The 21,233-nt window shown below is 66.7% G+C and carries 27 protein-coding genes; 12 read left to right on the forward strand and 15 right to left on the reverse strand.

The window, feature by feature from the left end; translation table 11 throughout:
• Positions 1–88 precede the first annotated feature (88 nt).
• The gene (locus HEB94_RS45720; RefSeq protein WP_192755626.1) at positions 89–439 is read right to left on the reverse strand and encodes an antibiotic biosynthesis monooxygenase family protein; all 351 of its coding nucleotides are present in this window, start codon (positions 437–439) and stop codon (positions 89–91) included.
• Between the two features lie 115 nt (positions 440–554).
• Positions 555–1,001 carry an anthrone oxygenase family protein gene (locus HEB94_RS45725; protein WP_192755627.1) on the reverse strand — a complete coding sequence of 149 codons (447 nt, stop codon included), beginning with the start codon at positions 999–1,001 and terminating at the stop codon, positions 555–557.
• 90 nt (positions 1,002–1,091) lie between these two features.
• Between HEB94_RS45725 and HEB94_RS45730 the strand changes: the two genes are divergently transcribed.
• The gene (locus tag HEB94_RS45730; RefSeq protein WP_192755628.1) at positions 1,092–1,670 is read left to right on the forward strand and encodes a TetR/AcrR family transcriptional regulator; all 579 of its coding nucleotides are present in this window, start codon (positions 1,092–1,094) and stop codon (positions 1,668–1,670) included.
• Between the two features lie 164 nt (positions 1,671–1,834).
• Complete coding sequence (locus HEB94_RS45735; RefSeq protein WP_192755629.1) at positions 1,835–2,791, forward strand: phosphotransferase enzyme family protein; 957 nt, start codon at positions 1,835–1,837, stop codon at positions 2,789–2,791.
• 2 nt (positions 2,792–2,793) lie between these two features.
• On the opposite strand, the gene HEB94_RS45740 is transcribed toward HEB94_RS45735, so the two are convergent.
• From HEB94_RS45740 to HEB94_RS53090, 5 genes are all read right to left on the reverse strand, one after another.
• Positions 2,794–3,180, reverse strand: a complete 387-nt coding sequence (locus tag HEB94_RS45740; protein WP_192755630.1) for an MmcQ/YjbR family DNA-binding protein — start codon at positions 3,178–3,180, stop codon at positions 2,794–2,796.
• A 348-nt stretch (positions 3,181–3,528) separates the two neighbouring features.
• A complete protein-coding gene (locus HEB94_RS45745; protein ID WP_192755631.1) occupies positions 3,529–3,918 on the reverse strand; it encodes a DUF2089 domain-containing protein in 390 nt (129 codons plus the stop codon).
• 4 nt (positions 3,919–3,922) lie between these two features.
• Complete coding sequence (locus HEB94_RS45750; protein WP_192755632.1) at positions 3,923–4,741, reverse strand: DUF4097 family beta strand repeat-containing protein; 819 nt, start codon at positions 4,739–4,741, stop codon at positions 3,923–3,925.
• Positions 4,742–4,975: 234 nt separating this feature from the next.
• Entirely contained in the window at positions 4,976–5,488 is a 513-nt protein-coding gene (locus HEB94_RS45755; protein WP_192755633.1) for a hypothetical protein, read from the reverse strand.
• Positions 5,489–5,608: 120 nt separating this feature from the next.
• The gene (locus tag HEB94_RS53090; protein ID WP_273377413.1) at positions 5,609–5,734 is read right to left on the reverse strand and encodes a hypothetical protein; all 126 of its coding nucleotides are present in this window, start codon (positions 5,732–5,734) and stop codon (positions 5,609–5,611) included.
• Between the two features lie 1,083 nt (positions 5,735–6,817).
• On the opposite strand from HEB94_RS53090, the gene HEB94_RS45765 reads away from it, so the two are divergent.
• Positions 6,818–8,470, forward strand: a complete 1,653-nt coding sequence (locus HEB94_RS45765) for an AMP-binding protein (RefSeq protein ID WP_238363201.1) — start codon at positions 6,818–6,820, stop codon at positions 8,468–8,470.
• Positions 8,471–8,841: 371 nt separating this feature from the next.
• On the forward strand, positions 8,842–9,642 hold the full coding sequence (locus tag HEB94_RS45770) for a lytic polysaccharide monooxygenase auxiliary activity family 9 protein (RefSeq protein ID WP_202896893.1): 801 nt from the start codon (positions 8,842–8,844) through the stop codon (positions 9,640–9,642).
• On the opposite strand, the gene HEB94_RS54995 is transcribed toward HEB94_RS45770, so the two are convergent.
• The 5 genes from HEB94_RS54995 to HEB94_RS45790 all read right to left on the reverse strand — a co-directional run bounded on the left by HEB94_RS54995 (position 9,639) and on the right by HEB94_RS45790 (position 13,398).
• Positions 9,639–10,091, reverse strand: a complete 453-nt coding sequence (locus HEB94_RS54995; RefSeq protein WP_420481561.1) for an RNA-guided endonuclease InsQ/TnpB family protein — start codon at positions 10,089–10,091, stop codon at positions 9,639–9,641. The two genes, HEB94_RS45770 and HEB94_RS54995, sit on opposite strands and share 4 nt — an antisense overlap.
• Before the next feature lie 60 nt (positions 10,092–10,151).
• The gene (locus HEB94_RS49875) at positions 10,152–10,874 is read right to left on the reverse strand and encodes a transposase (protein ID WP_202896894.1); all 723 of its coding nucleotides are present in this window, start codon (positions 10,872–10,874) and stop codon (positions 10,152–10,154) included.
• A gap of 194 nt (positions 10,875–11,068) precedes the next feature.
• Positions 11,069–11,851 carry a phosphotransferase family protein gene (locus HEB94_RS45780; RefSeq protein ID WP_192755636.1) on the reverse strand — a complete coding sequence of 261 codons (783 nt, stop codon included), beginning with the start codon at positions 11,849–11,851 and terminating at the stop codon, positions 11,069–11,071.
• A 263-nt stretch (positions 11,852–12,114) separates the two neighbouring features.
• On the reverse strand, positions 12,115–12,498 hold the full coding sequence (locus HEB94_RS45785; protein WP_192755637.1) for a PPOX class F420-dependent oxidoreductase: 384 nt from the start codon (positions 12,496–12,498) through the stop codon (positions 12,115–12,117).
• 306 nt (positions 12,499–12,804) lie between these two features.
• Positions 12,805–13,398 carry a dihydrofolate reductase family protein gene (locus tag HEB94_RS45790; protein WP_192755638.1) on the reverse strand — a complete coding sequence of 198 codons (594 nt, stop codon included), beginning with the start codon at positions 13,396–13,398 and terminating at the stop codon, positions 12,805–12,807.
• A gap of 91 nt (positions 13,399–13,489) precedes the next feature.
• Between HEB94_RS45790 and HEB94_RS45795 the strand changes: the two genes are divergently transcribed.
• Both HEB94_RS45795 and HEB94_RS45800 read left to right on the forward strand, forming a co-directional pair.
• On the forward strand, positions 13,490–13,942 hold the full coding sequence (locus tag HEB94_RS45795; protein WP_192755639.1) for a winged helix-turn-helix transcriptional regulator: 453 nt from the start codon (positions 13,490–13,492) through the stop codon (positions 13,940–13,942).
• Positions 13,943–14,113: 171 nt separating this feature from the next.
• Positions 14,114–14,731, forward strand: coding sequence for a nucleotidyltransferase domain-containing protein (locus tag HEB94_RS45800; protein WP_192755640.1), 618 nt, complete (start codon positions 14,114–14,116; stop codon positions 14,729–14,731).
• Here the strand turns inward: HEB94_RS45800 and HEB94_RS54025 are convergent.
• Together HEB94_RS54025 and HEB94_RS45810 are read right to left on the reverse strand one after the other, a co-directional pair.
• A complete protein-coding gene (locus HEB94_RS54025) occupies positions 14,685–15,092 on the reverse strand; it encodes a mycothiol transferase (protein ID WP_337918437.1) in 408 nt (135 codons plus the stop codon). The two genes, HEB94_RS45800 and HEB94_RS54025, sit on opposite strands and share 47 nt — an antisense overlap.
• Positions 15,093–15,175: 83 nt before the next feature.
• Positions 15,176–15,325, reverse strand: coding sequence for a hypothetical protein (locus tag HEB94_RS45810; RefSeq protein ID WP_192755641.1), 150 nt, complete (start codon positions 15,323–15,325; stop codon positions 15,176–15,178).
• Positions 15,326–15,362: 37 nt separating this feature from the next.
• Between HEB94_RS45810 and HEB94_RS45815 the strand changes: the two genes are divergently transcribed.
• The 4 genes from HEB94_RS45815 (at position 15,363) to HEB94_RS45830 (ending at position 18,884) form a co-directional block, all read left to right on the forward strand.
• On the forward strand, positions 15,363–15,743 hold the full coding sequence (locus HEB94_RS45815) for a phosphotransferase family protein (protein WP_238361802.1): 381 nt from the start codon (positions 15,363–15,365) through the stop codon (positions 15,741–15,743).
• A 130-nt stretch (positions 15,744–15,873) separates the two neighbouring features.
• Positions 15,874–17,415, forward strand: coding sequence for an IS21 family transposase (istA, locus tag HEB94_RS45820; protein WP_192755642.1), 1,542 nt, complete (start codon positions 15,874–15,876; stop codon positions 17,413–17,415).
• Entirely contained in the window at positions 17,412–18,191 is a 780-nt protein-coding gene (gene istB, locus HEB94_RS45825) for an IS21-like element helper ATPase IstB (protein ID WP_192753444.1), read from the forward strand. The genes istA and istB overlap by 4 nt, the downstream gene beginning before the upstream one ends.
• 57 nt (positions 18,192–18,248) lie before the next feature.
• Positions 18,249–18,884 (forward strand): phosphotransferase family protein, encoded by a 636-nt coding sequence (locus HEB94_RS45830; protein ID WP_238361804.1) that lies wholly within the window; start codon positions 18,249–18,251, stop codon positions 18,882–18,884.
• Positions 18,885–19,451: 567 nt separating this feature from the next.
• Here HEB94_RS45830 and HEB94_RS45835 read toward each other — a convergent pair.
• Positions 19,452–19,631 (reverse strand): hypothetical protein, encoded by a 180-nt coding sequence (locus HEB94_RS45835; protein WP_192755643.1) that lies wholly within the window; start codon positions 19,629–19,631, stop codon positions 19,452–19,454.
• 226 nt (positions 19,632–19,857) lie between these two features.
• Here HEB94_RS45835 and HEB94_RS45840 point away from each other — a divergent pair, with 226 nt between their 5' ends.
• On the forward strand, positions 19,858–20,103 hold the full coding sequence (locus tag HEB94_RS45840) for a hypothetical protein (protein WP_192755644.1): 246 nt from the start codon (positions 19,858–19,860) through the stop codon (positions 20,101–20,103).
• 367 nt (positions 20,104–20,470) lie between these two features.
• The gene (locus HEB94_RS45845) at positions 20,471–21,151 is read left to right on the forward strand and encodes a GNAT family N-acetyltransferase (protein ID WP_238361805.1); all 681 of its coding nucleotides are present in this window, start codon (positions 20,471–20,473) and stop codon (positions 21,149–21,151) included.
• Positions 21,152–21,233: the final 82 nt, after the last annotated feature.

The following is a 21,233-nucleotide window of genomic DNA, read 5'->3' on the forward strand; positions in this document are numbered from 1 at the left end:
TGGCGACCCGGCATGGTGCATGGATGCGCGGCTGCCCGGGGGAGGGCAGGGCTTCTCCGGCTGCCCTCCCCCGGCTGCAGCCGCCGTGTCATACGTCGATCTGCTCGAAGATGTGCGGGTACGACACGATGTCGTCGGGGAACTCGGCCGCCATGCGCTGGAACTCCGGGCTGCCGAACGCCGTGGCGAGCGCCTCGGTCGACTCCCAGACCGCGACGTTCATCAGAAGCTGACTGTCCGCCGTGCCCTTGTGCATCTGCAGGGAGACGAATCCTGGCTGAGCCTTCATGAACTCGGCCTGCTTCCGAAAGAGGTCCAGGAACGATTCAGTCCTCTCCTTCGGGACGACGAAGGAGTTGGCCAGAACGATGGGCCCGGTCTTCTCCTTGAACTGCGCGAACATCGGCGTGTGCGGGTCGAGACTCTGCAGCTTGGCCATTTTCGGTACTTCCTCTCGCTATCGGTCAGTGGGTGTCACTGGGGCCCTGCGTCCTGCGGATACCAGCGGACTTCGAGGGTGTTGGTGTCCGGACCGGGCGGGTGAGCCCGTGGGCTCAGGTGAGGGCAGCGACCAGCAGGGCGAAGGCGGCGATGATGACGGCGACGCGGACGTAGTGGAGGCGGTCCCAGCGGTTCATCTGCTGCTTCCAGTCGGCGGGCCGGTTGTCAGGGGTCCACGTCTTGCTCTGGTTGTTGATCGGGACGAGCAGCAGGATCGACATGATCACGCTGAGGATCAGCAGCGCGTCGGCGGTGACGACGAGGCCGGTGCCGCGGTGGTGCCATCCGGCGATGGCCCAGATGGCGACGAGGACGAGCGAGCCGATGTACCAGACCGGCATCACGGCGCCGAGCATCCGGCCCCCGTGGGCGCGGCCGCGTTGACCACTGTCCTCTGGGAGGGCGTTGAGGATCGGGTTGATGACGAAGGCGACGGAGAACTCCACCCCCACCATCACGCCGACGACCACGGTGGTGAACACCTCGAGTGCGTTGAGCATGGTGACCCTCTTGGAATCTAGTGCTGCTAGCTGACGTGGCAACACTAGCAATGCCGCTGCTCGCCTGTCTAGCGATGCTAGGATCGAAGCATGTCGGTGCAGGAACGCAAGGAGCGCGAACGGGCGGACCGCGAACGCCTCATCTTGGCGACGGCCCGCGAACTCGCCGAGCAGCAAGGCTGGGACGCGGTCACCACCCGCCGGCTCGCCGAGCACATCGAATACAGCCAGCCCGTCCTCTACAGCCACTTCCGCGGCAAACGCGAGATCATCGGCGCCGTCGCCCTCGAAGGCGCCGCCGAGATGGCCGCGGCGCTGCGGGCCTCGGCCTCCACCGCGGACGGCCCGCGCGCCCGGGTCACCCCCCTCGCCCGCGCCTACCTCGACTTCGCCGCACGCAACCCGGCGGTGTACGACGCCATGTTCCAGCTCGACGGCGGCCTGGCGTTCGCGAAGGCGGCCACCCCCGAACCTCTGAAGGACGCCTTCGCCGCCCTGCTGGTGAGCCTCGGAGAGGTCGCCGGCGACGGCGTCCACCCGGCGCTGTTCACCGAAGTGTTCTGGGCGTCCCTGCACGGGCTGGCGACCCTGGCCCGGTCGGGACGGCTGCCGCCGCAGGACACCGAGCAGAGGACGGAGCTGCTGGTGAACCGGCTCGCCGTGCTCTGACGCACCGTCCCGGCGGGCACACAGCCGGGGTCCGCCGCCTGCCCCCACGTTGAGATGCGCCTGGAAGAATCCGCCGACTCCGCGGACCAGCGCCTCGACGTGGCCGGATCCGGCCGGCGAAGACGTCGTGCGAGCACGGACTGGACCCGCCTAGCGTGCCCTCCATGGATGAGTACGCAGCCCTTGAGGCCTGGAAGTCGGTCGTCGGTGCGGCCCGAGCCGAGCCGATGAACAAGGTTCACAACCCGATCTGGAAGGTCACGGGCGAGGACGGCCGGGAGTGGGTACTCAAGCATCTACCGGAATGGTCACCCGGAGTTGGTCCGGTCGAGGAGTACCGGGTGCTGTGTTACCTGCAGGCCGGTGGACTGCCCGTGGCAGTGCCAATCGTCACCGATGCCGGGCTGATCGTGCACAACGCCGACAACCTCGGCACCGATCCGAGCGAGAAGCGACCGACTGGCACCCAGGCGTACGCGCTCATTCCTCTGCTCCCCAACGACCCTGAGCGCCACGAGTCGCCGGAGCTGGCGCACACGATCGGCGACGGCATCGGCCGGCTCGACCGAATGCTCGCCGAGTGCCCCTGGCAGGTGACCTCATTCACCGACGACCCCGCGCCGGACATCCTCGGCGATGATTACGCCAAGCTGCCGGCCGAACTGCGTGACCTGGTGGATCCCCTGCGAGCCCAGCTCTGGGCCGCGCTCACCGACCTACCCACCCAGCTCACCCACGGCGACTGCAACGCCGGCAACGTCCTCGTACACAACGGTCAGGTCACCGGATACATCGACCTCGACCACCTGCCCTACGGCCCACGAGTCCGCGACCTCAGCTACTACCTCGCCAGCCGCCTCCTGGACCACATCATCGACGGCGATGCCCATGCCATGGCCGCCGTACTGCGGCACTACGTCGCCGGCTATCACTCGATCCATCCGTTGACCGAACGCGAGTTGGCTGCTGTCGTACCGCTGCTCCTCACGGCCTCGGTCGGCAGCGCCGGCTGGTGCCTCCACGGTTGGGTGCCCAATCCCACCGGCTACCAAGGAAATCTGCGGACCGTCGAATGGGTCGTGCAGCGCTACGACGCCCTGGTCAGCGCAGCCGCACTTTGAAGTCAACGACGGCCGAGCTCGGCGACGAACTTCTTCGGCGCGACGTTGCGGTAGCTCTCCTCCACCCAGTCGCGCACGAGGTCAAGGTCCGCACCCGCGAGAGGGATCGTCAGCCAGCCCCATTGTCCGAGACCGCTCATCGTCATCGGTGCGGCACCGCTGAGCGCGACTGCCTGATCGTAGGAGGCCGTGAGCTTCACAGACACAGCCGGCGCGACGGCATCACGCGAGCCGAGCCACAGGAACATCGGGCCGCGCACGAGTCCGTCCCTTGCGGGCCCAGGCGGATGATCGACCTTGATGACAGCTTGACCCCAGGGGAAGTCCTCGATCGCGCACGGCAGGCCGAGCGCGAACTTGCGTACCTCATCCCATGCCTGCGCGCTCATTGGTTCTTCCCGCCAGTGGCATCCACGCCGGAAGCGTACATAACCACTCTCGCAAGAGAGCTGCCAAAGTCGGCCAGGACCCAGCACCAACACCGATGCCGTCTGGGGCCGGTTTCCCGGCCCCAGTGTTGAGCGACGGACAGTACTCGCGAGATGGATCCGAGCCGAGAGGAGGTCATCCAAGTGGCGAACGCAAACGAATCACGTCCGAGGGTGGAGTGGGGAAGCGTCTGCATCGATTGCGGGAATGAGCCCAATGCTCAGAGCAATATGATGCATTTCGAGATCGCTGTCGACGACCTTGAAGCTAGCTGAATGGCTCCGACGCCGCGGCGAGCGGCAAGGTGCTTAGCCGCCGGTGCTTTGGGCGAGTTCGGCCATGGCGTCTTCGACGTCGATGTCGCCCCGCGCCACGGCATCGAGGAGTTGGCGGCGCCTCGTCTGCCGGTCGGCCGGAGGACTGGCCACCCCGAGCGCCGTGAGGAGTTCGTCCAGGCGGGCGCGCGCCGTCGGGTAGCTCACCCCCAGGTGGCGTTCGAGTTCCTTGGTGTTGCCGCGGGCCGCGAGGAACACCCGCAGCAGGTCCCGCTGGGCATCATCGAGCGCACAGAACTCGCAGTGACGGAAGTGGCCGCGTACCTCCGTGTCGCAGTGGTCGCAGTGCAGCCCCGAGACCGACAGCGGTGCCTGGCAGGTGGGGCATGCGCTCGGAGGTGTGTGATGGACCGGCGTCGCCATCGCCTCAGCCCACCCGGACCGCGAGTTCGGCGAGATTGCCGTCGATCTCGAGACGCGCGGTTCCGTCGCCGAGCGCCCACTCGCCGCGGCCGACCTTGTTCAGTCGTTGGTCGATGTCGTACTCCGCCGGGCATCGCGCGGTGACCCGAACGTCGGAGTCGGGCGAGAGTACGACGGTGACGTTGCCGGCGTTGGCGTCGATCCGGGACTCGCCTTCGGTCAGTTTGGCCTCCACCCGGACATCTCCCACGTTGAGCTGCGCGTGGAAGGGTCCGCCGACTCCGCGAACCAGCGCGTCGCCGCCGTTGAGCTCCAGATGCAGGTGGGCGTTCCCCGGTACGACGAGGAGTGTGTCGTCGCCTACCTGGCCCTCCACGTGCACGTTGTCGCCGTCCCGGTTCACCTTGCCCCGATGCGGGCCCTCGAACCAGACGTCGTCGGTGCCCTCCTCACCGGCGATCTCGATCGTTCCGGCCGCGTTCAGGCTGACGTGAACGCGCAGTGCCGCAAGGGCCGCCGAACCGGAGGGATCCTCGTCGGCAGGCTCGTGGTCGGTGGGCATCGAAGCAGGGGGCCAGGGAGCGGGGGTCATCGGCGCGGTGGGGGGCTCGGGCGGCGTCGACGGGACGGGCACCGGTGGAACGGGCACCGGTGGAGCAGGCACCGGGTCGACCACGCCGGCCGTAGCCGCGGGCGACGGCGGGTTGCTCGGGTTCACCTGCTGACTCGGGTCCAGTGCCGCCAGCTCGCGCTCGGCTTCCTCAGGCGAGAGCTCACCTCGCGCGACTCTCTCCAGAACTGATCTCTGCTGCGCAATAGTCATGACAGGTAGTAAAGCGTCACTTCTCAGAATGTCAACGTCTGACGCCCGGAACTTGCCATCTTGATAACCGGCGAGCCGCCACCGCGAACCGCGGCACGAGCGATGGTCGGTCCATCAGCGACGACCAGGAGCTCAGTGGATGAGGAACCTCGACCATGAAGAGGACCTGTGTGGTGCGTGTCGACCGGGGTCGGCGCGCGTCCAATGGTGAGGTTGGGTGTGGTGCTCGGCGGCTCAGTCCAGCCAGGCAACGTCGTCGACGTGGGTGGTGAACTGTACGGACTGCCAGTCGGCTCGGGTTGCCGTGCTGTCGTCAGGCAGGGAGATGACGATGCGTCGTCCGTCGACGACTCGCACGAGGTTGCCGGCGATCCCTGGACCGCAGGGGTGGTCGTTGTTGGCGGCATCGTCGACGCAGATGTGGACCTGTCGACTGGTGTCCGCGGCGGCGTCCTCAGCGGCCTCGACGCTGATCAGGCTCTTGTCGGGTCGGCCCTTGGCGTTGGTGCCGTACCCGAAGCTGTCGGCGATGTCGTAGCCGACTGGCAGGTCGACAGGAATGGCTACTGGCGCACCTCGGTCGACACCGAGCTGCGTGCGCGCGCTGTCGCCAAACAGCCACCACGGTGCCACGCCCGCGGCGATGAGCAGCACGCCGAGCAGGAGCCCGAGCCAGCCGATGCCGCCAGTGAGAGTCGGCCGGACGGCTCGACTCTTGGGTGGCTCCAAGCGGGTGCTCGCGTTCACGGCGCGATCATGGCAGACCGCGGGCCCGACGAGAGGCGGAACGGGAAGGCTCGACGTTCCGCCGCTCTCTCTGCACCCGTCACCTGTACGGATCTCGTGCGGCGCCCGTCCTGGGACAGTTCAGCGCAGCCAGGTCACCTTGTTGAGGTCGGTGGTGAGCTCGACGGACATCCATTGGTCGAGAGTGGCCGTTGGTGGGTACTCGGCCCACATGACCAGGCGGGTCTGGCCCATGGTTCGTTCCACGTGCCGCACCGTCGGAGGTGCAGCACACGCGCGGACGGGATCGTCAACACGCTGCGCACACAACACGACGGTTGCAGGCACACTCGCCGGTGCCGCCCCAGGGATTGGGCCGAATCGGGTGGAACGCACGTCCGCGATGCCGTCCTCACCGACCGAGGTCGAGTACTCATATGGAGCCTCATAGCCGGCCGGAAGCCGAACCGGCAGAGGCAGGGCGACACCTTCCGCCGAAGCGAGCTGAGCTGCGACGTACTCGCGACTGGCCGGGCGCGGTCCGCTGTCAACGGTCAGAAGGTCGCCGGCGAACCAGACCAGCCCCCAACCGACAACTGCAGTCCCCACGGCCGAAGCGATCCAGGTGGAGTGGGGTACACGTCGGCGGGCCAGAGTCATGGCGTGATCTTTCCAGGCCGCGAGCCAGGTGGTGCGCGAACTCGACACAGCGGGCCGGCGGGAGACCATGCCCGAGACCACAGTTCGCGCCAGCGGTTTCCCGTTCGGTTGGCGCGTACGTGTCAGCCACCTTGCACATGGGGCCAGTGCTGTTCGAAAGGCAGGCCCTCGCGCCTACCCTGCCGACATGGGCTGGCGGTGGTCCAACTCGAAGTATCTACTCCGATGGACATTCAGCAAGCCCGGCCGCGTCCTCCAGGTGACCTTGTGGGGCGCCACAGAGGTAGCAGGAGAGATGATCAGCCTGTACTACTACTCTTGGCCGTGGTGGCGTATCCCTCTCGGCCTGGCGATCTGGTTCATCGGCACCCTTGGCCTGCTGAGCACGCTGCCGACTCCCCCTTACGGCCCAAGCACGGGCAAGCACCGTGCAGGAACTGGCCCGGCCACCAACCCACCGCCGGAACCACCACCGTCCCGCTGACCTGCACATGAAACCGCGCGCCAGCGTCCGCGCCCCCTGCGATCACGCCTGCCACGAGACCACCGAGGTGCCGCAGAAGCCCGATCGCGCCTTTTGAGGCTCGCGTTCTCGATATAAAGTCGCGTCGGTCGTCGACCCTTAGGACGCTCGACAATTTGTTCACTCCGAGCATTTGGGCGGAGGAATACTTATATGGGCATGTTTACATGTTTACCCTACATACTTCTGCGGGTGTGGTAGAGGAATACCGTTCCAACGGTTGGTGGCGGGACACCGGCCTCACCACCGATCTTCGGAAGTGGCGGGACGGGACTCCCGATGCGGTAGCGATCGACGCCTTCACATCGGAGGGGCAGCGAACGACCATCACCTACCGTGAGTACGCGCACCTGGTGGAAAGATTCGCCGGAGCGCTGTACGAGCTCGGGGTCAGGCCGGGACAGGTTGTGGCCATGCAGCTGCCGAACTGGTGGCAGGCCTGTGCCCTGTATCTCGCGGCAGCCCGGCTTCGCGCCGTGATCGCTCCGGTCATGACGACGATTCGTCGCCGCGAACTCGAGCGGCTTCTCTCACGTGTGGGGGCCAGCGTGTTCGTGACCGTCGACCGGTGGGACGGCTTCGACCACGCCGACTTGGCGCGATCGGTCGTCCCGGATCTGCCTGGACCGTGCAGGCTCGTCGTCCTTGGCCAGGTTGAATCCGACCTCGAGATCGATTTCGGTGAGTCCTTTGAGGCCACACCGTGGGAGCAGCGGCATCCGGTCGCGTTGGATGACGCCGTGGAGGACCCGGACGCGGTATTCATCGTCCTTTTCACGTCGGGGACCTCGGGGGAACCCAAAGGAGTCTTGGGAACGCAGAACACGTGGTACGCGGGCTGCTTGGGAGTGATCGAAGCCGAGTCGATCAACGAAACGGACGCCAGTTTCACCCCGAACAGCACGATGTACAGCCTCGGACTTGGTTTTTCCGTGTGCATCCCGCTGATTACCGGGGCTCGCGCCATCCTGCTGGATTCCTGGTCGGGTGCGGCGGGGCTGGCGGTGCTCGAGCAGGCACGGGTCGCGGTCATGATGGCCGGGGCGAGGTACTACGACGAACTGGTGGCCGCGGCGGCGGAGCGTCCCACCCCGTTGCCGTCGCTGCGCGTCATCGCCGCCACCGGCACCAAGATTCCCGGCCGGCTGGTGAAGAGCGTGATTGCGGCCTTCGGAATCGGCCTTCGTGCGGAGTGGGGCATGACCGAGTGCGGTTGTGCGGCCATGACCAGGGCCGATGACCCGATCGACTGGGCGCTACAGAGCGACGGGCGACCTTTTCCCGGCTACGAGTTCGACATTCGCTCCGATACTCCGGTCACTCCGGAGCAGCCGGGTCGGCTTTTCGTTCGTGGTCCCGCGGTGTGCCTGGCCACCGCCCGTGGGAAGGACGACCAGCTGACCGTGATCAGCGAGGATGACGACGGCTGGTACGACACCGGCGATCTCGCGACCCGTGACGGGCACGGCGGAATTCGACTGATGGGAAGGGTCGCCGACCGGATCGGCAAGGGATTCATGATTCCGGTCGCCGATGTGGAAGACCAGTTGATGCGACATCCCGCCGTTGCGGACGTCGCCGTGGTCGGCTACCTCGACGAACACGATTTCGAGCTCGCCTGCGCCGTGATCACGGTCCGAGGCGAAACCACACCGACCCTGGACGAGCTGCGCGCGTACCTCGCCGAGCAAGGCATGACGGAGTGGTATCTGCCCACCCGGCTCGAACGACTGGACGAATTGCCAAAGACATCGACCGGAAAGATTCGAAAAGAGGCGCTGCGGTCCTGGCTGAACGCGGACCTGGAGCACCCCTCATGACGGTTTCGGACGGGTCAGCAGCACTGTTCCAAGCTCCGGCGCCATGCGGAGCCAACGAGGGGACTTGAACCCCTGACCGCCCACGACAAGTCCCCCCAATGATCATGTTTGGGCGTCTCCTGGCGAACGCGAGGATTTTGCCTGAAAGGGATACCTGTCCCGTGACGTCCGGTTGAGGAGGTCTGTGCGCACCAGACCCCCGGCATCGTGCCCTATCGGCTGTGGCTCCCATTGACACATATGCCGACGCATGTGAGCCTCTTCCCACGATGCGGGAAGCTGTGCAGTGCGCCCATCCAGCTGGCTTCTGTGACTCTGCGTCTGTGTGGCGGTGACCTTTGCGAGGTGGGCGTCGGATACCAGGAGGCGATTTGTCGGTTCTGCACTACGTGCGTCGATCCCTGCCCACGCGCGCCCTGATGGTTTCTCTTGGCACCGTCCTACTGGCGACCTTTGCGCTCGGGGGCGTCGCGTCCGCACACGGATCGGTGGTCGCACCGGCCTCGCGCAACTATGGCTGCTTTCAGCGCTGGGGCGACGACCACCAAGCGCCGGAAATGCGGACCAAAGACCCGATGTGCTACCAGGCGTGGCGCACCAACCCCGCCGCCATGTGGAACTGGAACGGTCTGTACCGGGAGAACCTGGCCGGTAATTTCAGGGGAGGTATCCCTGATGGCACGCTGTGTAGCGGTGGTCACGCGGAGAACGGTCGCTATGACGCACTCGACAAGGTTGGACGATGGGTCACCACCCCGGTGTCGAACAACTTCCGGGTTCGGCTCTTCGACCAAGCCAGCCACGGCGCCGACTTCATCCGGGTGTACGTGACACGCCAGGGATTCGACGCTCTGAAGCAGCCGCTGCGGTGGAGTGATCTGGAGCTGGTCGGGCAGATTGGCAACACGCCGGCGTCCAAGTGGGATCAGGCCGGGCGAGGGGTGTCCATCGACGTCCCTGCCAGCGCGCCGGGCCGTACCGGGCAGCACATCGTCTACACCGTGTGGCAGGCGAGTCACCAGGATCAGGCGTACTTCCTGTGCAGCGATGTGAACTTCTCCGGTGGCTCGGGTAAGTCTGCGTCCGTCCAGCCCGAAACCGACGAGGGGCATTCCGCTTCAGTTCTGGACCGAATTGTCCAAACGGTAAGTGCATGGCTCCCGTCAACTTAACCCGGCCCTGAAGGACCGGGTTTGGAGGTAGCGCCCAACTGGCTGCTGGGTTGGCTCCTCCGTCCAGACACTCCTTGTGGGGTGGCAGGGACGCGTGACTCACGCCCCGCAGTCCACACAGCCTCGCCCTTGCGGGCGATGTTGTGGGAAGCGTTCCGGTCGGCGTGGGCAACGACCCCGCAGTTCCGGCAGATGAAAAGCCCCTGGTCGACACGGTTGCGTTTGTCGACGTGGCCGCACTCAGAGCACTGCTGGGAGGTGTAGGCGGGATCGACGAAGACCACGGGCACGCCGGCCCTGCGGGCTTTGTAGACGATGAAGTCGCCGAGTTGGGCGAAGGCCCAAGAGTGGAGTGCGACCCGTTGGGGCTTGCGGAGCCGTACCCTCTGCCGGATTCCCTTGAGTTCTTCCAGGGAGATCCCGGCTGAGGTGCGTTCAGCCTCGATCACGATCGTCTTGGAGATGATGTGGTTGGTGTTGGCGACGTGGCGCTGTTCGCGCCGGTTGCGCTACTTGAGGAGGCGCTTGGCGGACTTGGTGCCCTTGCGCTGCAGCTTGCGGCGCAGGTCGAGCTGCCGCTTGCGGTGCCGGTTCAGGCCGCGCCCGGCAGCCTTGTAGCCGGTGGAGGTGGTGGCGATGTTGACGACGCCGAGATCCACGCCGATGAAGCCGTTGGGCTCGTACTGCTCGGCCTCGGGAACCTCGCAGGTGGCGTACAGGTAGAAGACACCGTCCCCTTCGATCAGGTCGGACTCGCCCTGCCGGTGCTCCCGCAGTGTCTTGAGCGCGCCCGCAGAACACGCGAACCGCACGTTCTTCAACCGGCCCGCGGTAGTCCAGATGGACACCGTCTGCGTGTCGTACTGCCAGGAAAGGCAGCGGTCGTCGTATGGCTGGGCCGCCTCGGGGCGGAACACGATCGGCTTCGTCTCGGCCTTTCGACCTCCCTTCGATCCGGGCTTACCGAGGTGCCCGGCCTTGACGTTGGCGTTGAGCGCCGTGTAGGCGTCCCGGACCTTCTTGATCACGTGCTGGGCGGCTTGGGCACCCAGCCCCCACGACCTCAGCTCGGCATAGGTGTGCTTGCGCAGTTCGTACTCACGCGGAACACCACGCTCCAACGCCACCGAAGACACCCAGTTCGCGGCCTCGTTGACCGTGTGCACAGTCCCCGACAACGCGGCGGCCTGGTCGGCCTCCGGTATCAGCTTCACCTGCACGACGATCTCCACGGACCTGATCCTATCGTTTGTCTATGTCACCACGATGGGAGCCAAACCCCGATGTCCGCAGGGGTCGCACGGTCGTCTACACCCTCCATGCACACTTGGTCTTCACTCCGAAGTACCGGCGACGTCGACGGAGGCTTCATGGCATGAGGTCGCGGTGAGAGACATCGGAGCCGATCGCACGTGGCGAGGGGGCGCTATAGCCGTCTGAGCGCTGCGTGTAGCACGTTTACGACTCGGGCAGGCATGCCTTGAGGATCGGTCGGGGCACGTCCAGCTACAAGCTGTGGAATGAACGTCGCCCAGCTCGGGCCGAAGTCGAGCAGGGCGCGGATGTCGGCACGCGGGTCGATGCGCACGCCGGCCTCGGCTTCGTACATCCGCAGGAAATCCTCGGCGGCATCGGTGGAGAACAGGGCAGCCAGCATGAGACGGCAGTGTCCGACGTCGATCTCCCGGAAACCGGCACCGGTGTATGTCCAGTCGACGATGCCAGAGATCTTTTGGTTGCTCCACAGGATGTTGAGTTGATGGAAGTCGCCATGGACGAGCCTCGGCGCGGACGGCGATGTCGGCAGGGCGGCGGCCTCAGCGACAGCCCGTCTGAGCGCCGGGTCGCCGATCCACGCGTGGTCTGCTTGCTCGTCGAGGCCGTAGGGATCAGTTGCGGTGAGACCAGCGGGAGCGAGGTCGTGAACGCGGACCAGAACACGTGCTGTCTGGTACAGGCAGTCAGCAAGGTCGGGCGATGCGAGAAGGGGTTCGCCAGGGAGCGCGGTCATCAGCAGGCAGGTGACGCCCGCTTGGTCGCCGGTGTGGTCGGCAGCCAGGAGTCGCGGGACCGGCAGATCATGGTTGGCGAGTAGGGTCAGCGCGGCTGTCTCACGATCAATGATCCAGGTCGCCCACGGATCATTGGCCATGCGGCGCAGCACGACGTCGAACACCTGCGCGCCGGCGACGATGGTCAGCCGGTCCATGTGGGCAGTCATGCCACCGAAGAGGCGCGATACGGCGACTACTCGAGCATCCGAACCCAGCGCGATCTCGATCCAGCGAACCACGTGCGTGGATGGTCGCCTGTAGCTATCGGACATCGTACGAGTTTGGGCACCTGTCCCCCTCCATGCAACTGGGTTCTGTTGTGGATTCGCGTCGCCCGCCAGACCAGCCAGGCGCTCGTCGTCGCCGCCGGGAAACTCGGTGTCTCGTCGCTCAGCCTGGGGCTAGGCCACGTGCGTGTTCAGCCGACGCCGACGGTCTGTCGCTCGGGCTCGATTGCGGCCACGACGCGCTTTTGTCCTCGGTCGTAGGGCGCACCGGTGTATTTCGTGGACAGCTGGTCGACGATCTCCCAAGCCGCGTCGCCCTCGATCCATTCGACGACCCGCCCACGTACGACGACTGGCGTGAACGGGTCGTCGACCGGAGCGATGGACAGCGCCACCCGAGGGTCGCGGCGAAGGTTGCGTGCTTTGCGCGAGCCAGGACCGGTGAGGAAGACGATCCGGTCGCCGTGGGTGCCGATCCAGAGGGGAACGGTATGGGGCGAGCCGTCTGAGAGGACGGTGGCGAGGTGAGCGATCGAAGTGCCGTCGAGTACACGGCGCACGTCGGGGTCAAGCATGTGCGTGCTCCTTCAGCGGGGGTTGTCGGCGCGCCAAGGGACGTAGTCGGCGACCGCCGTGGCGACGTGGAACCTCGGCGCGAAGCCGGTCTCGTGGGTGAGCCGAGTGGTGTCGAGGAAGGGGTTGTCGCCGGGGCCGGTCGGCCGCTGGTGACGTTGTAGGTGTCGTGCCGCAGGGTTTCCGCGGTCGTCAGCAGGGCGATCGCGCGCCCGGCCCGAGGTGCGTAGCAGCTGTCGCCGCCATCGTCCGCGTACAGCGACCGCGGTTCCTCACCGCGGAGTGCAGCACTGATGTACGGACGACGATCACCGGACCACCTCGTAGTGGAGGTGGGTCACGCCGGGCGCCGGGACGGCTTCAACCAGGCGCAGGCGCACGTGCTTCGGGAGCTCCTGGAAGAAACTGCGACCGCCGCCCAGCAGGACGGGCACCTGGTGGAGGATCACCTCGTCGACGAGGCCCGCCTCCAGCGCCGAGGTCAGCACGCCGCCGCCCATCAGGCCGACGTCCTTGCCCCCGGCGGCCTCGCGTGCCGCCGCGATCGCGTCCTCGATGCCGGTGGTGACCATGGTCTGCCGCTCGGATATCTCCGGCGCCGCTCGATGGCTGAGGACGAACAGCCGGGCCATCGGGTGCGGGCTGCCGCCTCTGAAATGGTCGGAGTCCTCGTAGGCGTTGCGCCCTGCCACGACCGCACCCACGCGTCCGGCGTGGGTGTCGAAGACGCGGGCACTGGCCCCACTCAGCTTGAACCCGTCGAACACCTGACTGGGTGTGTCGCCATCGAAGTACCAGTCGAACAACATCGTTCCCTCGCCCAGCCCGCGCCCAGCGCCCGGGTCGCGCCCGGTGATGTATCCGTCGACCGACACCGCGTGGGCGCTGAAGACCTTGCTCATCCTGGAGACTCCTCTTCGGGTTCCTTCAAGAGACTCCACGACCATAACATTTAGAGTTTCGTAAGGGAACCCCAATCGCTAGACTGACCTCATGCAACGCACGAAGTTCGGGGAAATGGCCTGCTCCATCGCGCGCACCCTCGACGTGATCGGGGAACCGTGGTCCCCGCTGGTCCTGCGTGATGTATGGGTAGGCATGAGTCGGTTCGACCAGCTCCAGGCCGACCTCGGGATCTCGCGCAAGGTTCTGACCGAACGGCTCAACCACCTCGTCGACCAGGGCGTGCTCGAGCGCCGTCCCTACGACCAGCGGCCGCGCTATGAGTACCACCTGACGGCCAAGGGCACCGAGCTGGTCGACCTGCTCATGGTCATGACCAGCTGGGGGGACAAGTGGCTCGCGGGCGAGGCTGGGCCGCCAGTGCTCTACCGCCATCACGCGTGCGGGGAGATCAGCCGTGTCGACCTGCGCTGTGCACACTGCGGACAGCCGATGCACGCCGGCGACGTCGAACTCCTTCCCGGACCAGGCTCGGCAGCGTGACGCGATAAGCGACCCAGCTCCCAGCATCGGAGCGAGCAGCTGATCGGACGACGCGCCACACCGGTGCTCATCGTCGTCCGGCTCGCAGCCGTTGGGTCAAGGGTTGTGGTCGACCTGGCGCTGCGGTTTGCTGTTGGCCCTAATCGACCGAGACCGCGATCGAGGTGGAACGTGTATCAGAAGCCAATGCCGCGCCAGCCCGATGAGTATGGGGATCATTGGACACCTCAGGAACTCGCGGGACTCCTGGACGGGGTGGACGTCCGTTGGTGCGTGGTGGGCGGCTGGGCACTCGATCTCGCCAGCGTGCGGCCGGAACGGGCCCATGATGATCTGGAGATCGCCATCCCGCAGTTCGAGCTCGATCGGCTGCGCGCATGGCTTTCCGACTACGAGTTCTTCGTCATGGGTCCCAACTGTCTGTGGCCGGCTGATGCGGCCGGTGGGGCCTACTTCGACAACCCGCAGACATTCGTCCGAGACCCTCGGACAGGCGCATGGAAGGCCGACATCATACGCAGCCAATACGACGGTGAGACGTGGGTGTGTCAGATGGACCGATCGGTCCGTCGCCCGTATGACGAAGCCGTCGGCGTTACCGATGCTGGAATCCCGTACCTAAGGCCGGAGCTTGTGCTCCTCTACAAGGGCCTCACCAGGCGACCAAAGGACGACGTTGACTTCGAGGCCTCTGTGCCAGCGCTGGCCAGCCAGGATCGGAACTGGCTTGCCGAGACCCTCTCTAGCCTCGCCGGAACGGATCATCCGTGGGTGGCCAAACTCGCCTAATGGCGAACATGTGCTGGCGTCCGAAGACCTGACCGAGGTAGCCGTACTCCAACATGCCGAGGTGTTTCACAACGCCGAGAAGATTGGTGCCGGTCGGTGTCATGGGTCGCCGTAGCGAGTGTTCGCCGAGGCCGTCCAGTTTGCTCAGCACGCTGCTCCTGGCGCCTTGCAGGCACCGGTGCAGCTCGCTTTTGATCATCGTGGCGCGCTCTGTCGCATCCATGATCGAACCCCTCCGCCGCTCTGGTCGCCGGCATGCTAGACCGTTGCGCCGACGGCGTGGCAGGTCAACGTGGCGACGCCTTTCGGCGGCATACCCGCGCTGCTCGCCCTGGGGCCGGCTCTCAATGACCGCGTGCATGTGCCAGGTGATGCGCGGCCCCCCGGTGTCGAGGACCTGACCGCCTCCGTGGCGTCCCTCGCTGACGAGCGGGGTGCGGGAGTCTAATGGGCAAGCTCCGAGACGACGTGCAGTCCGACAAGCAGTGCGATCCTGCGCCGCCGCCGGATGTCGGGCTCGCCGAGTGGGACGCGATAGCGCAGGCCGGTGTAAGCCTCGCCAATAACGACTCCGGCGATCGTGCCCGTGTACACCAAAGGGCCTGCGACGACCTGGGCTGATACTGGCGGGATGGAACAGCCCACGTACGAAGAGGTCGCCGAATTCCTCGCCCAGCACTCCGGCGGCACTCCCAGCGACCTGGAGCCACTCGCCGGCGGGGCGTGGTCATCGGCATGGGCCTACCGCGCGGGCGAGGAAGAGTTGGTGATCCGCTTCGGTCGTGAACGTTCCTGGTACGAAGCCGACCGGATGGCTACGGCCTTCAACGGAGCGGATCTGCCGGTGCCGCAGGTCAGGGAGGTGGGCACCACACCGACCGGGCGGGCCTACGCCATCTCGGTACGTCATCACGGGCGGTTCCTCGAGGACACACCGGTCGAGCGCGCCGATGCCGTCGCCCCCACCCTTGTCCATGGCCATGAAAAAGTCCCCACTGGTGGCCAGTTCTAGGTCCCCACTGGTGGCCAGGTAGAAGTCCCCATCCTCGCTGCTAGTCCCGCGTGTCGGCCGGGGGTTGTGGCCCTGAGCGGTGACGGTGGCGGTGTCTAGCCAGTCACCGCACCGCTCAGGGAGCTCCCCAGTGATTTCTGCGAGGGAACGTATGGACATCATCGCTGCCTACCGTGAGGTAGGCACGTATCGGGGCGCGGCCGCGATGTGCGGCGTGTCTCACAAGACCGTGAAACGGGTGATCGAGCGGCAGGAGGCCGGCGGGGACGTGGCCTCGGAGCGCGAGCCGCGCGGGCACAACTATGACGAGGTCGCTGACCTGGTGGCCGCACGGGTGGAGGCCACGAGCGGGAGGATCTCGGCCAAGCGGCTGTTACCGGTGGCGGTCGCGGCCGGGTATGCCGGGTCGGCGCGGAACTTCCGGCGTCTGGTGGCGGATGCGAAAGGCCAATGGCGTAAGGACAATCACCGTGGACGCAGGCCCGGGGTATGGGCGCCGGGCCAGCATCTGCTGATCGACTGGGGAGTCGAGCTCGGGGTGCACGTGTTCTGCGCGGTCCTGGCGTGGTCGAGGTTCCGGTTCGTCCGGTTCGCGTCCAACGAGCGGGCCGAGACCACGTTGGGGTTGTTGGCCGAGTGCTTTGAGACCGTTGGTGGCGTGCCTGCGGTGGTGCTCGCGGACCGGATGGGGTGCCTGCGCGCCGGCATCGTCGCGAACGTCGTGGTGCCAACGGCTGAGTATGTGCGGTTCGCCGGCCACTACCGGTTCCGCCCGGACTTTTGCGAGGCCGCGGATCCACAGTCCAAGGGCATGGTGGAGAGGCTGGTCGGCTACGCCAAGACCGATCTGCTGCTTCCGCAGGCACCGTTAGGCGACCTGTCCGCGGCGAACGCCGCCGCGGCCCAGTGGTGCCAGGAGGTCAACTCTGTACGGCATTCAGAGATCTGGGCTGTGCCGGCGGAGCGGCTTGGCATCGAGCGCGGGCAGCTGGGCGAGCTGCCTTCGCTGCGCCCGCGGCTGGGCTCTGCGATCTGCCGGAAGGTCGACCGGCTCTCCTGCGTGCGGTTCGGCTCGGCCCGGTACTCAGTGCCAACATCGATGATCGGCGCAACCGTGGAGGTGGTGACCGACACCAGCCCCGCCGCGAGCCAGACCGGCGGGGGCAGGCTGGTGATCCTCCACCCCGGCACCGGGCAGGTCCTGGCCGAGCACCGGCTCGTGGCACCGGGCGAGGCCAGCATCATCGACGACCACTACGGCGGCCCCCGGCCCAACGTCCCGGCGCGCGCGGTGAGAGCCAAGACCCAAGCAGAGAAGGACTTCTGCGCACTCGGTGAGCCCGCGCAGGCGTTCATCAAAGGCGCCGCGGCGTCCGGGAACTCCCGCCTGCAGGGCGAGCTCGCCGACATCGCCGCGCTGCAGGCCGCCCACGGCCGCGACGCCGTGCTGGACGCATTGAGGCGAGCCGTCGCGTTCGGCCGATTCAAGTCCAGCGATGTCCGCTCGATCCTGGCCGCCGGGCCAGGCACACCACAGCCAGCCGAACCGGGCGAGGCCCTTGTGCTGGACTTCCCGCCGGTCCCGACCCGTTCTCTGGCCGACTACGCGATCACACCCACCACCCCCCACAACCAACCCACCACCAATCCTGCAAAGGAGATGAGCTCATGACCGCGGCGACCCCGCCCGCCCTACCAGCGGACCTGACCGACGGGCTGCGCCGGCTGAAGCTGGCCGCGATGCGCACGCTCGCCCCCGAACTGCTCCGCACGGCCAAGACCCAACGCTGGACGCCGGAGGAGCTGCTCCGCACTCTCGTCGAGGCCGAGATCACCGCCAGGGAGGACTCCAACGCCCGCAACCGTCTCAAGGCCGCGACATTCCCGGTCATGAAGACTCTGGACGAGTACGACCTGAGCGTCTCCTCCGTCCCACAACCAACCTTCGACTACCTCACCTCCCTGGAGTGGATCCCGGCCAGGGAGAACCTCTGCCTGATCGGCCCGGCCGGCACAGGAAAGTCCCACCTACTCGTCGCGCTCGGCGTCACCGCCGTCCAAGCCGGCCACAGGGTCCGCTACACATGCGCCGCCGACCTCGTCGAAACCCTCTACCGAGGACTCGCCGACAACTCCGTCGGCAAGACCATCGAAACCCTGCTCCGAAACGACCTCGTCATCATCGACGAACTCGGCTTCGCGCCCTTGGACAACACCGGCACCCAACTCCTCTTCCGGTTCATCGCCGCCGCCTACGAACGCCGAGCCCTCGGCGTGGCCTCCCACTGGCCCTTCGAACAATGGGGCCGGTTCCTACCCGAACACACCACCGCCGTCAGCCTCCTCGACCGGCTCCTCCACCACTGCAACACCGTGGTCACCGACGGGGAGAGCTACCGCATGCGACAAGCCCGAACCCGAGGAGGCAACCACCCCACAACAAGCTGATCACGACAAGGAACGGGGACTTTTAGATGGCCACCAGCGGGGACACGCACTTGGCCATTGACAACCCTCACCCGCCTGCTCGTCGCGCTCTACCGGGTACCCGCATCACCCGGCACCCCGGTGATGTGGCATCCGGCAGGCGCGCCGGTCCGCAGTTGGCGGGAGCTTGTCCTCGCCAGGCTCGTGGACGATCCCGGCAATCGGGTGCACGGATGGCGCGCCGCCCTGGACGCCGACCCGAAGCTCGCGGCCCTGTCCACTGCAGTCTGCGACAGGGTGAGGACGCTGGTCGCGGCCTGCCCCGAGCGCCGCGATCTCATACACGGTGATCTCCTGCACGGCAACGTGCTGGTGAGTCCGGACTGTCGCCGGGTTCAAGCGGTGATTTCCTGGAAGTGTTCGCTACGCGGTGACTTCCTCTACGACGCCGCCTGGTGCAGTGTCTGGGGGCCCGTGTTCTACCCGGGGATCGCCGCCACCGACCCGCTGTCAGGACTGCTCCAGGACCCAGGCTTACGAGCCGACCAGAGCGCCCTCGTCGACGCCGCCATACGCCACCACTGCTACGAGCTGCAGATCGGCTTTACCCACCTGGGGTGGAGCATATGGACCTGGAACCAGGAACATCTCACCACCACCGCCGAACTCCTCGCCGAAATCCTCGAGCGCGGTCCCCTGCCCTCGACCGGCTGAGAGCCGTGGACCTCCGGACGGGCGTCATTTCCAGAACGACGCCGCATCCGACCACGTGGTCAAAAACAAGGATGCCCGCAACGGGTACGCAAGCGGATCCCCAGGTCTCAGGACCTGTAAGCCGATACCTCCCGGCCCCTCAAAGAATGAGGCCGTTGAGTCCACAGGGCTATCCACAGATATCGGACAAGGGAACTAAAGGCCCTGAGTCGGCTGAGTTCAGCGGGTAGGCAGACCCGTGAACGGGTCCTGCACACCCCTCTGCCGCCTGTGCTTGACCTCAGCTTCCGGCGCGTAGGCGGCCACCTGCAGGTTGTTCTTAGTCCTCGCGCATGCGGGGGATGCAAGAAGAAGCCCCGCGCCGGTGATGGCCGGGGCTCTTCTGCGTTCTATGGTCGGTCGGCGCCCAAGGTCGACAGCGGCGACAGTTGGCGCTTCACTCGGCGCGGCGTCGGCCACGTGGACGGCGTCGCCCTCGCGGGCGCCCTGCACGTCGCCCGCACCCCGCCGGCGCCTCGGCCTCGGCCACCGGTGCAGGTCAGTCGCTGCCGCGCCGCCGCCGCGTGACTACTCGGCCACCGTGAAGGGCCGCTCGCGCAGTCTCTGGGCGATCACGTCATGGGCGCGTTGGAGGCCGGCGCGCACGCCGAGGTCGAGCAACTGCAGCTCGCGCTCGGTGAGGTTGTCCCGGCCGCCCGCCGTCTCTATCGCCTTGCCCAGCGCCAAGGGGCATGTCTGTTCTGGCATGTCGCCCCCTTCCCCGATAGTTGATCTTCCTCGCGAAGACCTCTTGATTACATGGTGCGCACAGATCGGCGTGCGACCCCGCCTTGATCTGGCCAGGAACCACTTACATCCGGACACGGTTAGACGGGGCCGCGGAGAGAGAAAGCGAGGCGCGCTGATCCTTAAGCTGCGGCCGAAGCGGCGCGGGAGTGAGCGGACTCTCGAGCTGCCGTCCTGGGCGGTGAACATGCTGAGCGCAAGGCGTGAGCGTCGCGACAGCTGGGTCCTGAAGGTCAACGTCCTGCAGGACGGCGCGGTCTCGGTCCGGGAGGTCGAGCCGGTGTTCACCGCACCGATGGGCGGGCTACGGGACCCGTCGAACACCCAGGCAGAGCTACGGGCGGTGTTCGATGCGGCCAGCTATGACTGGGTGAGCTCGCATGTGTTCCGGAAGACGGTCGAGACAGCGGCACCGGTCCGGCACCGCCTCTGACCTGCGGTTTTGAGCCAGCGAGGGGACTTGAAGCCCTAACCGCCCGATTACAAGCAGGCAGCCCGGCGCTCCACTCCCGGAGTGAGGACCGGGGGTCAGGGGCAGCGCCCCTGGAGAGACCTCAGCCTGAGATGACCCAAGCCAGCCATGCCGACCGCCTGTGGCCGCGCCGGCCCGTCCGAGGACGGCCGCCAGGCCGCCCGCAGGACGAGGACGAGGACGGGGCGGTGCGCGCCGCTCGCGGCGCGCCTTGACCTCTAGGAGGTCACGGCAGCAGAGCAGGGGTGCCGTCGATGTGCTCCGTCGGCTGATGTGCGACAGTCGTCGGCCACCTGATCCGCGACACCTAGGCGCACGGATCTTGCCGATGAGCGGGCACGTCGTTCTGCGCGCCCGCCGAGAAAACCCATTGCGAGTGGCCGGCACCGAATGTCTGATTGATCGGCCGCCAATCACCGGAGGGAACATGACGCCCATGTCGCTGCCCGCCCCCACGCTGCACACCGCTCGCCTTCGGCTGCGTCCCTTCGACGACGCGGATGCGGACGACCTCTTCGCGCTGCACAGCAGCGCGTACGTCCTGCGCTACTGGGACTCGCCGCCGTGGAGCGAACGCGTGCGTGCCCAGCGGTTCATCACGGCTTGCCGGCAGATGGCAGAGGGGGGCACCGGGGTGCGGCTGGCCGTGGATCGTGTCTCCGACGGGGCGTTCATCGGCTGGTGCAGCCTGAACCGGTGGAATCCGGACTACCGCAGCGCGTCGCTGGGCTACTGCTTCGACGATGCAGCCTGGGGCCACGGCTACGCGACGGAGGCCGCGCGCGTGTTGCTACGGTGGGCATTCGACACGCTGGACCTTAATCGCGTCCAGGCTGAGGCCGATACGCGCAACGTGGCATCTGCCCGCGTGCTGGAGAAGCTCGGGTTCGTGCGTGAAGGGACGTTGCGGGAAGACTGCGTCGTGAACGGCGAGGTCTCTGACTCGTGGGTCTACGGGCTGATCAGGCGAGAGTGGCGGCCGTCGTCCGAGCCGGTTCCCGCCCGCTGAGTGTCGCTCCCTCGCGAGACATCGCCCGGCATCCGGGTGCTTCGCTTCGCCGCGTCGAGGGGCCGTCACCGGGCACTCTCAT

Source organism: Actinopolymorpha pittospori (genome assembly GCF_014873875.1).
Taxonomy (GTDB): domain Bacteria; phylum Actinomycetota; class Actinomycetes; order Propionibacteriales; family Actinopolymorphaceae; genus Actinopolymorpha; species Actinopolymorpha pittospori.

Excerpts from the sequence above, each read along its gene's own strand:
- HEB94_RS45720 (WP_192755626.1), bottom strand. The coding sequence starts at position 439 with ATGGCCAAGCTGCAGAGTCTCGACCCGCACACGCCGATGTTCGCGCAG.
- HEB94_RS45725 (WP_192755627.1), bottom strand. The coding sequence starts at position 1,001 with ATGCTCAACGCACTCGAGGTGTTCACCACCGTGGTCGTCGGCGTGATG.
- HEB94_RS45730 (WP_192755628.1), top strand. The coding sequence starts at position 1,092 with ATGTCGGTGCAGGAACGCAAGGAGCGCGAACGGGCGGACCGCGAACGC.
- HEB94_RS45735 (WP_192755629.1), top strand. The coding sequence starts at position 1,835 with ATGGATGAGTACGCAGCCCTTGAGGCCTGGAAGTCGGTCGTCGGTGCG.
- HEB94_RS45740 (WP_192755630.1), bottom strand. The coding sequence starts at position 3,180 with ATGAGCGCGCAGGCATGGGATGAGGTACGCAAGTTCGCGCTCGGCCTG.
- HEB94_RS45745 (WP_192755631.1), bottom strand. The coding sequence starts at position 3,918 with ATGGCGACGCCGGTCCATCACACACCTCCGAGCGCATGCCCCACCTGC.
- HEB94_RS45750 (WP_192755632.1), bottom strand. The coding sequence starts at position 4,741 with ATGACTATTGCGCAGCAGAGATCAGTTCTGGAGAGAGTCGCGCGAGGT.
- HEB94_RS45765 (WP_238363201.1), top strand. The coding sequence starts at position 6,818 with ATGTTTACCCTACATACTTCTGCGGGTGTGGTAGAGGAATACCGTTCC.
- HEB94_RS45780 (WP_192755636.1), bottom strand. The coding sequence starts at position 11,851 with ATGGACCGGCTGACCATCGTCGCCGGCGCGCAGGTGTTCGACGTCGTG.
- HEB94_RS45785 (WP_192755637.1), bottom strand. The coding sequence starts at position 12,498 with ATGCTTGACCCCGACGTGCGCCGTGTACTCGACGGCACTTCGATCGCT.
- HEB94_RS45790 (WP_192755638.1), bottom strand. The coding sequence starts at position 13,398 with ATGAGCAAGGTCTTCAGCGCCCACGCGGTGTCGGTCGACGGATACATC.
- HEB94_RS45795 (WP_192755639.1), top strand. The coding sequence starts at position 13,490 with ATGCAACGCACGAAGTTCGGGGAAATGGCCTGCTCCATCGCGCGCACC.
- HEB94_RS54025 (WP_337918437.1), bottom strand. The coding sequence starts at position 15,092 with ATGCACGCGGTCATTGAGAGCCGGCCCCAGGGCGAGCAGCGCGGGTAT.
- HEB94_RS45815 (WP_238361802.1), top strand. The coding sequence starts at position 15,363 with ATGGAACAGCCCACGTACGAAGAGGTCGCCGAATTCCTCGCCCAGCAC.
- istB (WP_192753444.1), top strand. The coding sequence starts at position 17,412 with ATGACCGCGGCGACCCCGCCCGCCCTACCAGCGGACCTGACCGACGGG.
- HEB94_RS45835 (WP_192755643.1), bottom strand. The coding sequence starts at position 19,631 with ATGCCAGAACAGACATGCCCCTTGGCGCTGGGCAAGGCGATAGAGACG.
- HEB94_RS45840 (WP_192755644.1), top strand. The coding sequence starts at position 19,858 with ATGCTGAGCGCAAGGCGTGAGCGTCGCGACAGCTGGGTCCTGAAGGTC.
- HEB94_RS45845 (WP_238361805.1), top strand. The coding sequence starts at position 20,471 with ATGAGCGGGCACGTCGTTCTGCGCGCCCGCCGAGAAAACCCATTGCGA.